At 74.4% G+C, this 13,765-nt stretch carries 11 protein-coding genes; 8 read left to right on the plus strand and 3 right to left on the minus strand.

All coding sequences use genetic code 11. From position 1 onward, the window contains the following. The first annotated feature begins 222 nt into the window (after nt 1–222). From ACFRAC_RS13990 to ACFRAC_RS14000, 3 genes are read left to right on the plus strand one after another with little or no spacing between them, the layout of a single operon-like run. The gene (locus tag ACFRAC_RS13990; RefSeq protein WP_382924120.1) at nt 223–1,266 is read left to right on the plus strand and encodes an AAA family ATPase; all 1,044 of its coding nucleotides are present in this window, start codon (nt 223–225) and stop codon (nt 1,264–1,266) included. After that, entirely contained in the window at nt 1,263–2,630 is a 1,368-nt protein-coding gene (locus ACFRAC_RS13995; protein ID WP_382924121.1) for a DUF58 domain-containing protein, read from the plus strand. Before ACFRAC_RS13990 ends, ACFRAC_RS13995 begins: the two co-directional genes overlap by 4 nt. Beyond that, nucleotides 2,627–5,011 carry a DUF3488 and DUF4129 domain-containing transglutaminase family protein gene (locus ACFRAC_RS14000; protein WP_382924122.1) on the plus strand — a complete coding sequence of 795 codons (2,385 nt, stop codon included), beginning with the start codon at nt 2,627–2,629 and terminating at the stop codon, nt 5,009–5,011. Before ACFRAC_RS13995 ends, ACFRAC_RS14000 begins: the two co-directional genes overlap by 4 nt. 184 nt (nt 5,012–5,195) lie before the next feature. Here ACFRAC_RS14000 and ACFRAC_RS14005 read toward each other — a convergent pair whose 3' ends face one another. The 3 genes from ACFRAC_RS14005 to ACFRAC_RS14015 form a co-directional block, all read right to left on the minus strand. Next, nucleotides 5,196–5,588 (minus strand): DUF3040 domain-containing protein, encoded by a 393-nt coding sequence (locus ACFRAC_RS14005; RefSeq protein ID WP_382924123.1) that lies wholly within the window; start codon nt 5,586–5,588, stop codon nt 5,196–5,198. A 289-nt stretch (nt 5,589–5,877) separates the two neighbouring features. After that, nucleotides 5,878–6,702: a methyltransferase gene (locus ACFRAC_RS14010; protein ID WP_382924124.1), complete on the minus strand. Its 825-nt coding sequence runs from the start codon at nt 6,700–6,702 to the stop codon at nt 5,878–5,880. 246 nt (nt 6,703–6,948) lie between these two features. Then, nucleotides 6,949–7,515 carry an SAV_6107 family HEPN domain-containing protein gene (locus ACFRAC_RS14015; protein WP_382924125.1) on the minus strand — a complete coding sequence of 189 codons (567 nt, stop codon included), beginning with the start codon at nt 7,513–7,515 and terminating at the stop codon, nt 6,949–6,951. A gap of 171 nt (nt 7,516–7,686) precedes the next feature. Between ACFRAC_RS14015 and ACFRAC_RS14020 the strand changes: the two genes are divergently transcribed. The 5 genes from ACFRAC_RS14020 (at nt 7,687) to ACFRAC_RS14040 (ending at nt 13,751) form a co-directional block, all read left to right on the plus strand. Next, nucleotides 7,687–8,478 carry an ATP-binding cassette domain-containing protein gene (locus tag ACFRAC_RS14020; RefSeq protein ID WP_382924126.1) on the plus strand — a complete coding sequence of 264 codons (792 nt, stop codon included), beginning with the start codon at nt 7,687–7,689 and terminating at the stop codon, nt 8,476–8,478. Beyond that, entirely contained in the window at nt 8,450–10,534 is a 2,085-nt protein-coding gene (locus tag ACFRAC_RS14025) for a YhgE/Pip family protein (RefSeq protein ID WP_382924127.1), read from the plus strand. The genes ACFRAC_RS14020 and ACFRAC_RS14025 overlap by 29 nt, the downstream gene beginning before the upstream one ends. Before the next feature lie 23 nt (nt 10,535–10,557). After that, the gene (locus ACFRAC_RS14030) at nt 10,558–11,187 is read left to right on the plus strand and encodes a TetR/AcrR family transcriptional regulator (protein WP_382924128.1); all 630 of its coding nucleotides are present in this window, start codon (nt 10,558–10,560) and stop codon (nt 11,185–11,187) included. 382 nt (nt 11,188–11,569) lie between these two features. Further along, nucleotides 11,570–12,187, plus strand: coding sequence for a DUF4126 domain-containing protein (locus ACFRAC_RS14035; RefSeq protein WP_382924129.1), 618 nt, complete (start codon nt 11,570–11,572; stop codon nt 12,185–12,187). A 55-nt stretch (nt 12,188–12,242) separates the two neighbouring features. After that, the gene (locus ACFRAC_RS14040) at nt 12,243–13,751 is read left to right on the plus strand and encodes a phytoene desaturase family protein (protein WP_382924130.1); all 1,509 of its coding nucleotides are present in this window, start codon (nt 12,243–12,245) and stop codon (nt 13,749–13,751) included. Nucleotides 13,752–13,765 lie beyond the last annotated feature (14 nt).

Genomic DNA, 13,765 nt, shown 5'->3' on the forward strand with positions numbered 1-13,765 from the left:
CACCTGTCGTTCCACTGTCGATTTCGCGCTCCGGCGCGTACAAAAACCCCTAAGACCGACATAACGCAGGCAGTTGTCCACAGTCGAGTGACACGAATCGGTAACGGCAGCAAGAATGCGAGTGTGGCAGCACGCGGAACGTTTCCCGCGTGGTGTCCGTGTTTCAGGGGAGGGCCGGTCCGCCGTGTGTCGGCCCGGGAAGAACGGGCCGAGGAGGGCCGGGTGACGACCTATGACGATCGAGCGAGCCTTACAGATCTGACCGCCACAGCGGAGCGAGTCCGCAGTTCGGTGGAGGGTGTGATCGAGGGCAAGCCCGAGGTCGTACGGCTTTCGCTGACCGTACTGCTCGCCGAGGGGCATCTTCTGATCGAGGATGTCCCCGGCGTGGGCAAGACCATGCTGGCCAAGGCGCTGGCGCGATCCATCGACTGTTCGGTGCGGCGGATCCAGTTCACGCCCGACCTGCTGCCGTCCGACATCACGGGCGTGTCCATCTGGGACCAGCAGCGCAAGGACTTCGAGTTCAAACCGGGCGCGATCTTCGCGCAGATCGTCATCGGCGACGAGATCAACCGCGCCTCGCCGAAGACCCAGTCCGCGCTCCTGGAGTCCATGGAGGAGCGCCAGGTCACCATCGACGGACAGACCTACGAGCTGCCCAGCCCCTTCATGGTGGTGGCCACGCAGAACCCGGTCGAGATGGAGGGCACCTACCCGCTGCCCGAGGCCCAGCGCGACCGCTTCATGGCCCGGGTGTCCGTCGGCTACCCCAGCGTGGAGGCCGAGCTGCAGATGCTGGACGTGCACGGCGGGGTGTCCCCGCTGGAGGACCTCCAGCCGGTGGCCCACGCGCACGACATCGTCAAGCTCATCGACGCCGTGCGCGGTGTCCACGTGGCCGAGCCGGTGCGCCGGTACGCGGTGGAGCTGGTCGCGGCCACGCGCATCCACCCGGACCTCAGACTCGGCGCCTCCCCGCGCGCGACGCTGCACCTGCTGCGCGCGGCGAAGGCGTCGGCGGCCCTCAGCGGCCGGGACTACGCGCTGCCGGACGACGTCCAGGCCCTCGCCTCGGCCGTCCTGGCCCACCGTCTGCTGCCCACCGCGCAGGCCCAGCTCAACCGCCGTACCTCCGAGCAGGTCGTCCAGGAGATCCTGCAGCGCACCCCGGTGCCCGCGGCGCCCCACCAGCAGAGCGGCTTCGGAGGTCTCGGCCGCGGCGCCGTCGCGTACGGCCGGCAGCCGCCGCGGAGGCTGGGATGACCTTCGGCGAGGCCGGCCCGGCCGACGCGGACCGCGGTGACCACAGCGGGGTCCGCACGGCACTGGCCGGTCTGACCACGCGCGGGCGGTCGTTCCTCGCCGCGGGCGTCGCGGCCGCCGTCTGCGCCTATGTGCTCGGCCAGAGCGATCTGCTGCGCGTCGGGCTGCTGCTCGCCGTGCTGCCTCTGGTCTGCGCGACCGTGCTGTACCGCACCCGCTACCGGGTCGCGGCCAGCCGTCGCCTGTCCCCCGCGCGCGTGCCCGCGGGCAGCGAGGCCCGCGTGCACCTGGGGATCGAGAACGTCTCCCGGCTGCCCACCGGACTGCTGATGCTCCAGGACCGGGTGCCCTACGTCCTCGGGCCCCGGCCCCGCTTCGTGCTGGACCGCGTGGAGGCCGGCGGCCGGCGCGAGGTGTCCTACCGGGTGCGCTCGGACCTGCGCGGCCGCTACCCGCTGGGCCCGCTGCAGCTGCGCCTGAGCGACCCGTTCGGCATGTGCGAGCTGACCCGCTCCTTCTCGGCGTACGACGACCTCACCGTCGTCCCGCGCGTGGAGCCGCTGCCGCCGGTCCGCTTCGGCGGCGAGGCGAAGGGGTACGGCGACGGGCGGCAGCGCTCCCTGGCGCTGGCCGGCGAGGACGACGTGATCCCGCGCGGCTACCGCTACGGCGACGACCTGCGCCGGGTGCACTGGCGCTCCACCGCCCGCTACGGCGAACTCATGGTGCGCCGCGAGGAGCAGCCGCAGCGCTCCCGCTGCACCGTGCTGCTGGACACCCGGGGCGACGCCTTCCAGGGCGCGGGCCCCGACTCGGCGTTCGAGTGGGCCGTCTCGGGCGCGGCCTCCGTCCTGGTGCACATGCTGGAGCGGGGCTTCTCCGTACGGCTGCTGACCGACACCGGCTCGTCGGTGCCCGGCGAGGGCGCGGACGGGTTCGCGGGCGCCAGCCAGGAGTCGGCGGACGCCGCCGGGCTGATGATGGACACCCTCGCGGTGATCGACCACTCCGACGGCACCGGCCTGTCGCGCGCGTACGACGTGCTGCGCGGCGGCAACGAGGGACTTCTGATCGCCTTCTTCGGCGACCTGGACGAGGAGCAGGCGGCGGTGGCCGCCCGGATGCGGCAGCGCAGCGGGGGCGCGATCGCCTTCGTGCTGGACAGCGGGAGCTGGATGCGGGAGGCGTCGGACGTCCCCGGGCCCCTGACCTCCCGGCAGGAGGAGCGGCTGCACCTGCTGCGCGAGGCCGGCTGGACGGTCCTGGGCGTGCCGCGCGGCGCCTCGCTGGAAGAGATGTGGCGGCAGGCGGACCGGGATCGCAGCGGGCTCGCCGCGGCCGGGGGCGGGGAGGCACGGGGATGAGCGGGCGGACACGGATGGCGCTGTGCGCCGCGGCGGCCACCCTGATGGCGTCCTGCGCCCTGCTGCCGCTGGTCATGTCGGTGAGCTGGCTGGTGCAGGCGGCGCTGCTGCTGGCGATCCAGACCGGGGTGGGCATGCTGACCCGGCGGGTGCCGCTGGCCCGGCCGCTGACCGTGGCGGCCCAGGCCGTCGTCGCGCTGGCGCTGCTGACCCTGGCGTTCGCGAGCAGCCAGGCCGTGCTCGGGGTGGTCCCGGGACCGGAGGCGTTCCGTCACTTCGGCGACCTGCTGCGGGCGGGCGGCGAGGACGTCAGCCACTACTCGGCCCCCGCCCCGCTCACGCCGGGCATCAGGCTGATGCTGGTCGGCGGTGTCCTGGTCATCGGGCTCGCGGTGGACGCCGTCGCGGTGACGTACCGCAGCGCCGCCCCCGCCGGGCTGCCGCTGCTCGCGCTGTACTCGGTGGCCGCCGGGCTGTCCGACGGGGCGGCGGACGGGCTGTGGTTCGTGGTCGCCGCCGTCGGCTATCTGATGCTGCTGCTGGCCGAGGGGCGCGACCGGCTCTCGCAGTGGGGCCGGGTCTTCAGCGGGGCCCCGCGCCACCCCGGCGCGGCGCCGGGCGCGGCGGTGGCGCCGGTGCGCACCGGACGGCGGATCGGGGCGGTCGCCCTGGGCATCGCCCTGGCGGTGCCGCTGGCCCTGCCCGCCATGAACGACGGCCTGCTCGGCCCGGCGGGCACGGGGATCGGCGCCGGCAGCGGGAACGGCGGGACGATCTCCGCCGTGAACCCGCTGGTGTCGCTGCGCGACAGCCTGAACGTGGAGGAGGACCGCCAGGTCCTGTCCCTGCGGACCGACTCCACCGACATCTCGAACATGTACCTGCGGATCGTGTCCCTCGACGACTTCGACGGCACCACGTGGCAGCCGTCCAAGCGGACCATCGAGGCGGTGCCCGAACCGTTCCCCACCCCCTTCGGGCTGGGTCCGGACGTCAAGCGCACCGAGGTCGCGACGACCGTCCGGGCCGCCGACTGGTACGCGCAGAACTGGCTGCCGATGCCGTACCCGCCGAGCGGTGTGCAGATCCCCGGCGACTGGCGGTACGAGCCGCTCGGCATGACGGTCGTCGGCGACCGCCGGCAGACCACGCGCGGCGTCGCCTACACCGTGCGCTCCCTGGACGTGCGGCCGACGGCCAAGCAACTGGCGAGCGCGCCCGAGGCGCCGACCGCGCTGCGGCGCGAGTTCACCCAGCTGCCCGACTCGCTGCCGGACGTGGTCGCCCGCACCGCGCGCGAGGTCACCCAGGGCGCGACCAGCCAGTACGACCAGGCGGTCAAGCTCCAGGACTACTTCTCGCTGACCGGCGGGTTCCAGTACGACACCGCCGTCAAGGTGGGCAGCGGTCCGGGGGCGATCGCCCGTTTCCTGAAGGACAGGGAGGGCTTCTGCGTCCACTTCTCCTTCGCGATGGCGGCGATGGCCCGCTCGCTGGACATCCCGGCCCGGGTCGCGGTCGGCTTCGCGCCCGGCACCCCGCAGGGTGACGGCACGGTGTCGGTGGGGCTCAGGGACGCGCACGCCTGGCCCGAGCTGTACTTCGAGGGCGTGGGCTGGACCCGCTTCGAGCCGACGCCGACCCGTGGTTCGGTGCCGTCGTACACCCAGCCCGACACGTCCAGCAGCGCGCAGCCGGACGAGGCACGCCCCTCGCAGTCGGCGAGCGAGGCGCCCTCGCCGTCCGCGTCGGAGAGCGACAGCTGCGCGGGCCGGCGCCCGGAGCTGTGCGCGAGCGAGTCCACGGCGCCGGCCCTCGGCTCGGACGACCACGGCCCCCGCTGGTACGTGGCGCCGGCCTGGGCGCTCGGCGGGCTGCTGGCCCTGCTGATCCCGCTGGCCCCGGCGCTGTGGCGGCTGCGGACCCGAGCGGTCCGGCTCGGCGGGCACGGCCGGTCGGACGAGGAGACGGCCCTGCACACCCTCGCGGTATGGCAGGAACTGACCGACATGGCGTGGGACTTCGGGATCGCGCCGGACGACAGCCGGACACCGCGCGGGACCGCGGCCCGGATCGTCCGTCTCGGCCGACTCGATCCTCCGGCCGCGGAGGCCGTCCACCGCGTCGCGGACGCGGTGGAGCAGGTCCTCTACGCACCGAGTCCCCGTCCGGTGGCCGGCCTCGCGGAGGAGGTCCGCGGGGTCCGCGCCGACCTGGCGTCGAAGGTGAGCCGGACGACCCGTATGCGGGCGCTGCTCGCCCCGCGTTCGACCGTGCGGGTGGCCTGGGTCCTGTCGGAGCGCTGGACGGCGCTGAAGCAGCGCGTCTCGGCAGCCCGGCCGGCCTGGCGGCGGCCGTCAGCGCCTGGTCAGCGGGGGTGACGGCCGGATCGGCCGGGAGCGCGGCGCCGGGTGAGCGCGAGGGCGGGCTGCCCGGCGCCCCATGCACCGGGCAGGCCCGGCACGGAGCCCCCGCACGCCGGAGGAGTCCGGGTCGCTGAGGGCATACGTCAGGGGGTGACCACCATCCGGTGGTCACCCCCTGTTGTCGTCACGGGAGCCGCGGCTAGTGGCCGCCCTGCTCGTCGCGGCGGCGCTGCCAGCGCTGCTCGATCCTGTCCATCATGGAGCGCCTCTGGCGGGCGGACCGGCCTGCGGGCGGACCGCCCGCGGGCTGCTCGCCCGGCTTGGGGGCCTTTCGCCAGCCGGTCACGGCGAGGACCGCACAGCCCAGCATCACCAGGAAGCCCACCACACTGAGCCACACCTGCTTGGCGACCATTCCAGCCATGAGGAGCGCGATACCTACGAGGAAGCCCGCGACCGCCTGGTAGACCCGTCGCCGGGTGTACGTGCGCAGCCCGCTTCCCTCAAGCGCTGTCGCGAACTTCGGATCTTCGGCGTACAGCGCTCGCTCCATCTGCTCGAGCATGCGCTGCTCGTGCTCCGAGAGCGGCACGGAGTCCTCCTCATCGTGCAGTCGCCGGGGCGACCCGGGGGGTCCCTTCAGGATAGGCAGGGAATCGCCCCCGTGAAACCCGCCCCTCTACGCCAATTGGCCAACCGGGCCCCGGCATGGCGCCCCGGCTCGCTGAGACCTACTTTCCCCAGCGGCCGACCCGTCATGCCGGAACGGTCTCCCCCGATCATACGGCGCCGGGCGCGCGGACGGGGGGCCTGTGGCGTACTCCATGTGCGGCCAAGTCCCTGATCAAGGCATGCCCGGCGGGGTGAACGCGGAGGGCGCCTCAGGCCCCGGCCGTCTCCGGCGTCTCGCCGAGCACATGGAGCTGGGTGGCCACCGACTGGAACGCGGGCAGCTCGGCCGCCGCCTCCTCCAGCTTCAGCAGCGCCTCCAGCGCACCGGGCTCGGTGTCCACGAGCACGCCCGGCACGAGGTCGGCGAAGACCCGCACCCCGTGCACGGCTCCGACCCGCAGGCCCGCGCCCTCGACGAGTCCGGTGAGCTGCTCGGCCGTGAAGCGCCGGGGCACCGGGTCGCCCTGGCCCCAGCGCCCGTCGGGGTCCTCCAGGGCCCGCTTGGCCTCCGTGAAGTGGCCGGCGAGGGCCCGGGACAGCACCGCGCCGCCGAGCCCCGCGGCGAGCAGGCTGAGCACGCCCTCGGTCCGCAGCGCGGCCACCGCGTTGCGCAGGCCCTCGGCGGGGTCGTCGACGTACTCGAGCACGCCGTGGCAGAGCACGACGTCGTACGCGCCGCGCTCGGCCACGTCGAACAGGCCGTGGGCGTCGCCCTGGACGCCCTGCACGCGGTCCGCGACATCGGCCTCGGCGGCGCGCCGCTCCAGGGCGAAGAGCGCGTTGGGGCTGGGGTCGACGACGGTGACGCGGTGCCCCAGGCGGGCCAGGGGCACGGCGAAGTTGCCGCTGCCGCCCCCGGTGTCCAGGACGTCCAGCGCGGGGCGGCCCGTGGCCTTGACCCGGCGGTCCAGGGCCTCTTGGAGGACCTCCCAGACCACGGCGGTGCGCAGAGCGGCGCGGGACCGGGAGGGGCCGGAGCGCGGTGTCCCCTGGGGGTGCGGGGCGGAGACGGGCGGGCGCATCGGGTCCGACACGGCGATTGACTCCTCGGCGCGGGACCGCCGTCTGCACGGCGGAGCGAACGGTCTGCCTCACCGGGCCGGATGACGGGCGCGGGAAGGCTGCAGGCACCTCCCACCCTATTGCCTCCCGGGCGCCGGGCGGCCATCGCGGTGCCGGGCGGACCCGGGCGTCCCGCCCACCGGACTCCCCCGCCGGACTCCCCCGCCGACCAGGGCCGCCGTACGCCCGAGGGGCCGGCGGGCGCCGGTCCACGGGTCTCACCCCGCGTCCGGCATCTCCGCGGAGCGTGCGCCGTCGGCCGGGTCGGCGTCGGTGTCCTGGCGGGGCTGGGGCAGGACCGGCTGGAGCACCAGCATCCGCTCGACGAGGCGCAGGAACATCGCCACGTCGCGTATCAGGTCGTCGGCCTCCCGGCGGCCGGCCGCGCCCCGGATACCGGCCTCGGCGCGGGCGCGGCGCTCGGCACCGGAGGCGAACAGCGCGCTCCACTCGGCGAGTTCGGGCGCTATCTCGGGGAGCACTTCCCAGGCGCTCCGGATCCTGGCCCGGCGCCTGGGCGTGGCCTCCGGGCGGCCGCGTGCGGCGAGTACGGCGGCGGCGACGCGCAGGGCGGCCAGGTGGGCCGTGGCGTAGCGCTCGTTCGGGGTCTCGAGGACGGTGGCCTCGTCCAGCCCGGCGCGGGCCTGGGCGAGCAGGTCGAGGGCGGCGGGCGGGGCCGTGGCCCTGCGGAGCACCGGGTGGACGTCGCCGGCGGGGCCGGTCAGTGAGGGGGCAGGGCCGGTGGCGCGGCGCCGGCGGGCGGCGGCTGCGTGCGAGCTGGCCATGACGAACCTCCTGTCGTCTGTGTGACGGCATGCCCCGATACGGGACGCCGTATGTGCCCATCGTGGGGTACGGCACTGACAATCCGTTCCGACCTGGGGTTTTGCCTCGCTCGCAAGTTCGGGCTACCTTTTGCACTGACCAGTCAGTTCAAAAACAATGAGGGGGCGGGGATGGGGGGAACCGTGACAGCCGACGGCGTCACGGCCCGGGATCTCGGGCTTCGGGGACCGCGCGGGTGGGCGTTCCGCGCGGTCTCCTTCGAGGCCGGGCCCGGTTCGCTGATCACGATCGAGGGGCCGTCCGGCAGCGGCCGTACGTGTCTTCTGCTGGCCCTCACGGGGCGGATGAAACCCACCGAGGGCACGGCGGTGGTCGACGGGGCGGAACTGCCCCGGCGGATGGCGGCGGTGCGGCGCGTCAGCGCCCTCGCCCATGTGCCCGGGGTGACCGACCTCGACCCGGCCCTGACCGTCGCCGAGCACCTGCGGGAACGCGCGCTGCTCCAGTGGCGGTTCGGCGACTCGCTGCGGGCGCTGCTGCGCCCGCGCCACGAGGGGCGAGAGGAGCGACGGCGGCGGATCGACAGCGCCCTGGCCGCCGCGGGCCTGGACCTGGCGTCCCTGCCCAAGGGCCCGCGCACCGCCGTACGCGACCTGGAGCGCGCGGAGGCGCTGCGGCTGTCCCTGGCGCTCGCGCTCGTCGCGCGCCCGCGCCTGCTCGGCGTCGACGACACCGACCTGAAGCTCTCGGACGCCGAACGCGCCGAGGTCTGGGCGCTGCTGAAGTCGGTCGCCGAGTCCGGGACCACGGTCCTGGCGGTGTGCCGCGAGGCCCCGGACGGCACGGTGCGGGTGTCCACCACGGGCGCCGACGGGGCCCCCGGAGAGGACGAGGACCGCGACGAGGACGGGACCGACGGAGAGGAGGCCGCCGATGCGCTCACCCAGGCTGGCCGCGCTTGAACTGCGGCGCTTCGGCCGGGGGAAGCTCCCCCGTGCCGCGCTGGTCGCCCTGCTGGTGCTGCCCCTGCTGTACGGCGCCCTGTACCTGTGGTCCTTCTGGGACCCGTACGGCCGCCTCGACCGCATCCCCGTCGCCCTGGTGAACGAGGACGCGGGGACGACCGTGCGGGGGAAGAAACTCACGGCGGGCGACGACATCACCGAGGGGCTGCACGAGAGCGACGTCTTCGACTGGCGCGAGGTGAGTGCCGACGATGCCGAGAAGGGCGTCGAGGACGGCACCTACTACCTGTCGCTGACCATGCCGTCCGACTTCAGCGAGCGGATCGCCTCCAGCGCCGGCAAGAGCCCGGAGACGGGCGCCCTGCAGGTGCGGACGAACGACGCCAACAACTACATCGTCGGGCAGATCTCGCGGACGGTGTTCAGCGAGGTGCGCGACGCGGCGTCCACCAAGGCGTCCCGGTCGTTCCTGGACCGGATCTTCGTGTCGTTCTCCGACATCCACGGCGAGACCGTGAAGGCCGCGAACGGCGCCGACAAGCTCGAGGGCGGCATCGGCAAGGCCGAGAAGGGCTCCAAGGACCTCGCCAAGGGGCTCAAGGACGCCAAGGACGGCAGCGGCAGGCTGTCGTCGGGTCTGAAGCGGCTCGACAAGGGCGCGCGGGACCTGGAGGACGGCTCGCGGCGGGTCGCCGCCGGCACCCGGACGCTGGCCGACAAGGTCAACGCCGTCGACAGGAAGGTCGGCCCGTTCCTGGCGGACAACGAGAAGACCATCGGCGACACCGCTCGCCTGGTCTCCGACTCCTCGGGCGCCCTCCGCGACAACCTCGACGACCTCGTCGAGCGCGCGCCGGGAGCCGCCAAGGGCGCCCACGCCGCCTCCGACGTCCTGGACACGGTCTACCGGACGCGCTGCGAGGACGCCGTCCTGCCCGACCCGGTCTGCGCCGACCTGAAGAAGGCCAAGCAGTCGGCGGCGGACGTGGCGACGATCGCGGACGACCTGAACACCCTGATCGCCGACCAGCACGGCGATCTGAAGAAGCTCGACAAGCACCTCGCCACGCTCCAGAAGCAGGCCGACGCCCTCGCCGAGCGCGCGCCCCGCCTCTCGGAGGACCTCGACGACGCCGTCAGCCGGATCAACAAGCTGAACGACGGGGCCGCGCAGGTCGCCGCCGGGGCCAGGAAGCTGCACACGGGGCTCGGCACGGCGAGGACCGGCGCCGTGGATCTGGACACCGGCGTGGGCCGGCTGAAGTCGGGCGCGTACGACCTGAACGGCGGCATGTACAAGCTGGTCGACGGCTCCGGCAAGCTCTCGAACGGGCTGCACGAGGGTGCCGGGAAGATCCCCGACTACGACAAGAAGGACCGCGACCGGCGCACCGAGGTGATGGCCGACCCGGTCCAGCTCGTCTCCCGGGACCTGCACAAGGCGCCCAACTACGGCACCGGCTTCGCCCCGTACTTCATCCCGCTGTCCCTGTGGGTGGGCGCGATGGTGGCGTACATGCTGATCGCGCCGATGAACCGGCGCGCGCTCGCCGCCGGCGCCTCGGCGTGGCGGATCGCGCTGGCGGGCTGGCTGCCCGTGGTCGCGATCGGTGTGCTGCAGACCGTGGCGCTGATGTCCGTGCTGCACTGGGCGGTCGGGCTCCAGATGGAGCGGGCGGCCGGGACGGTGGGCTTCCTCTTCCTGGTGACGGCGTGCTTCGCGGCGATCGTGCAGTGGCTGAACGCCCGCTTCGGCGCGGCCGGACGGATCCTCGTCCTGGCGCTGCTGATGCTCCAGCTCACGTCCGCGGGCGGCACCTACCCGGTGCAGACCAGCCCGGGCTTCTTCAACGCCCTGCATCCGTTCCTGCCGATGACCTACGTCGTCGAGGCGCTGCGCCGGCTCATCACGGGCGGCGGTCTGCAGCCGGTGTGGACCGGATGCCTGGTCCTGGCCGCCTTCACGGCCGGCGCTCTGGCGCTGACCGCGCTGTCGGCCCGCCGCCGGCAGGTGTGGACGCTCGACCGGCTGCACCCGGAGCTGAGCCTGTGAGCGGGCGCGGGACAATCGGGGTCATGGAAAGCAGCAGCGCCGCGTCGGGCGGCAGCACGCGCCGTGAGGCCACCCGGCAGAAGCTCTACGAGGCGGCCGTCACGCTCATCGCCGAACAAGGCTTCTCCGCCACCACGGTGGACGAGATCGCCGAGCGTGCCGGGGTGGCGAAGGGCACCGTCTACTACAACTTCGCCAGCAAGTCGGTCCTCTTCGAGGAGTTGCTGCGGCACGGGGTCGGCCTGCTCACGGCCTCCCTGCGGGACGCGGCCGAGACGACCGCCCGCGAGGGCGGGAGCAGGGTGGACGCGCTCGACGCGATGGTCCGCGCGGGTCTGGTCTTCATCGACCGCTACCCGTCGTTCACCCAGCTCTACGTCGCCGAGCTGTGGCGGACCAACCGCGCCTGGCAGTCCACGCTGATGGTGGTCCGGCAGCAGGCCGTGGCGGTCGTCGAGGGCGTGCTGCGCGAGGGCGTGGAGGGCGGCGAGTTCAGCGACGAGATCGACGTCCCGCTGACCGCCGCCGCCCTGGTCGGCATGGTGCTGGTGGCCGCGCTGGACTGGAAGTCGTTCCAGCCGGAGCGCTCCCTGGACGACGTCCACGCGGCGCTGTCCCGGCTGCTGCAGGGCCGGGTGAGCGGGCGCCGCTGAGGCCCGCACCCGGCACGCGCGCACGAAAGCGCCGGTCCGTGACGGCCGCGTCCCCCGCGGGCCGTCACCGGACCGGCGCCTCCTCGTGCACCCCCGTGCTCCCCCGTTCCCCCCAGACCCCCGTTCGGTCCGTCCCCCGTATCCCCCGGTCTCGCTCCCGCCGACGCCGGGCCGGCGGAAGGAGCGGATCCGGGGCCGCTCCGTTCCGGCGCCCCGTGTCGCCGGTGCCGGAGCCGGTCCCCTTCTCCGTGCCTCCACTCTGCCGTCCGGGCAGGTCGCGGCCCATCCGCGCGCGTACTCATCCAGCCGCCTAGGTACGGGTACTCAGAGCTGCGCGCCGGACCTCATGACCCGCCGTCGCCGACTGGCTACGATCCCCTGCGTGTCCGTACTCCCTCTGGTGTTCACAAGCGGCTGGGCCAGCGGCGTCAACGCGTACGCGGTGGTCCTGCTCCTCGGCATATTCGGCGCGACCGGACTGAGCGACGACGTCCCCGAGGCCCTGCAGCGCCCGGACGTCCTGATCGCGGCCGCTGTGCTGTTCCTGTGCGAGGCCGTCGCCGACAAGATCCCGTACGTGGACTCGGCCTGGGACGCGGCGCACACCGTGATCCGCCCGGTGTCCGGCGCGGTCGTCGCCGCGCTGCTCGCCGGTCAGAGCGGATCGGTGCCGGAGCTCGCGGCGGGCGCGCTCGGCGGTTCCACGGCGCTGGTCAGCCATCTGGTCAAGGCCGGGACGCGAATGGCGGTCAACAGCTCCCCCGAGCCCTTCAGCAACATCGTGGTGAGCCTCGCCGAGGACCTCGGGGTCGCCGCGCTCCTCACCTTCGCGATCTTCCACCCCGTCGCGGCCGCCGTCATCACGGGCGCCCTGCTGCTGGCCGGGGTGCTGCTGCTGTACTTCCTCGTCTCGCGCATCCGCCGCTTCCTGCGGCGCCGGGCCGAGCGGCGGGCCGAGAAGCGCCCGGCACGCACCGCGGTGACCCGGCGCCCCGGCTGAGCTGCGACGGAGCCCGGCGGTCCGGTTGTCGGCGGCGGCCGATAAGGTCCCCTCCATGGCACGGATTGCGGTGATCGGCGCCGGGATGGGCGCCCTGGCGGCCGCGGCCCGGCTGGCCGTCGCGGGCCACCGGGTGGCGGTGTACGAGCGGACGGAGACGTACGGCGGAGCGGTGCGCCGCTTCGAGCGCGACGGCTTCGCCTTCGACACGGGCCCCGGTCTGCTCCCGCTGCCCGCCGTGTACCGCGACCTGTTCGTCAAGACCGGCAAGGAGCCGCTGGAGGAGTGCGTCGACCTCGTCCAGGTCGACCCCTCCGCGCGGCACCTCTTCGCGGACGGCTCCGAGGCCGCGCTGCCGAACGCCTCACGCGCGGGCGTCGTCTCGGCCCTGGACGCGGCTCTGGGCGCCGGAGCGGGGCGCCGCTGGGGCGACTTCCTGGTCCGCGCCCGCGAGACCTGGGACCGCACCCGCAGACCGCTGCTGGAGGAGCCCCTGTGGCCCGACTGGCAGGTGCTGGCCGGCCGTGAGCCGTACCCGTCTGTCCCCCACAAGCGGCTGCTGCGCACCCGCCGCGCCGGCACCCTCGCCGAGGTCGGCGCCTGGGAGCTGCGCGACCCCCGGCTGGCCGCCCTCCTGGAGAGCCACGCGCTCGCGTACGGCCTCGATCCCCGTGAGGCTCCGGCGAACGCGGCGGTGCTGCCGTACATGGAGCACGCCTTCGGGACCTGGTATGTGCGCGGCGGTGTGCGGGAGTTGGCGCGGGCGGTGTACGAGCGGTGCGTGGCCCGCCGGGTCGCGTTCCACTTCGGCGCGCAGGTCGCGGCGGTCCTGGAGAAGGACGGCCGGGCGGCCGGGCTGGAGCTGGCCGACGGGACGGCGGTGGAGGCCGATCTCGTGGTGAGCGGGGTCGCGCCGGGCGTACTGGACCGGCTGGTGCGGGGCACGGCGGTGCGCGCCGAGGGCGAGGTCCCGCCGAGGCGCCGGGCCCCGAGCCGGCTGACGGTGCTGCTGGCCCTGCGGGGCGGCCGCCCGGACGGCACGGCGCACCGCACGGTGGTGCACGCCGAGGACCGGGGCGCCGAGCTGGACGCCCTGTTCGGGGCCGCCGCGGGCATGGCGGCGCGCCCCACGGTCTCGGTGCTGCGGCCCGGCGACCCGGCCCTGGTCCCGGACGCCGGTCATGAGGCGGTCACGCTCGTGGCGACGGTGCCGGCCGGGTCCGGCGGCGGTTCCGCCGAGGAGACGGCCCGGCGTGCGGACGCCCTGATGACCGTCGCCGAGCGGGCGGTGCCCGATCTGCGGGAGCGCCTGCTGTGGCGCGAGGTCCTGACCCCCGCCGACGTCGCGGAGACGACGGGCGCGGAGGGCGGCGCGGTTCCGGCTCCGGCGCTGGCCGCCGCGGACGGGCGGATGCTGCACGCCTCCAACAGCACGGCCCTGGCAGGGCTGTTCACGGTCGGCGGCTGGTCGCACCCCGGCGGCGGGCTTCCGCACGCGGGCATGTCCGGCGCGCTGGTGGCCGGGCTGATCGTGGAAGGGCCTCAGTTCCAGGGCTCCCGGTGAGCCGGGCGTGAGCC

Source organism: Streptomyces sp. NPDC056628, assembly GCF_042792555.1.
Taxonomy (GTDB): domain Bacteria; phylum Actinomycetota; class Actinomycetes; order Streptomycetales; family Streptomycetaceae; genus Streptomyces.

Excerpts from the sequence above, each read along its gene's own strand:
- ACFRAC_RS14030 (WP_382924128.1), top strand. The coding sequence starts at position 10,558 with ATGGAAAGCAGCAGCGCCGCGTCGGGCGGCAGCACGCGCCGTGAGGCC.
- ACFRAC_RS14025 (WP_382924127.1), top strand. The coding sequence starts at position 8,450 with ATGCGCTCACCCAGGCTGGCCGCGCTTGAACTGCGGCGCTTCGGCCGG.
- ACFRAC_RS14015 (WP_382924125.1), bottom strand. The coding sequence starts at position 7,515 with ATGGCCAGCTCGCACGCAGCCGCCGCCCGCCGGCGCCGCGCCACCGGC.
- ACFRAC_RS14020 (WP_382924126.1), top strand. The coding sequence starts at position 7,687 with ATGGGGGGAACCGTGACAGCCGACGGCGTCACGGCCCGGGATCTCGGG.
- ACFRAC_RS14040 (WP_382924130.1), top strand. The coding sequence starts at position 12,243 with ATGGCACGGATTGCGGTGATCGGCGCCGGGATGGGCGCCCTGGCGGCC.
- ACFRAC_RS13995 (WP_382924121.1), top strand. The coding sequence starts at position 1,263 with ATGACCTTCGGCGAGGCCGGCCCGGCCGACGCGGACCGCGGTGACCAC.
- ACFRAC_RS14000 (WP_382924122.1), top strand. The coding sequence starts at position 2,627 with ATGAGCGGGCGGACACGGATGGCGCTGTGCGCCGCGGCGGCCACCCTG.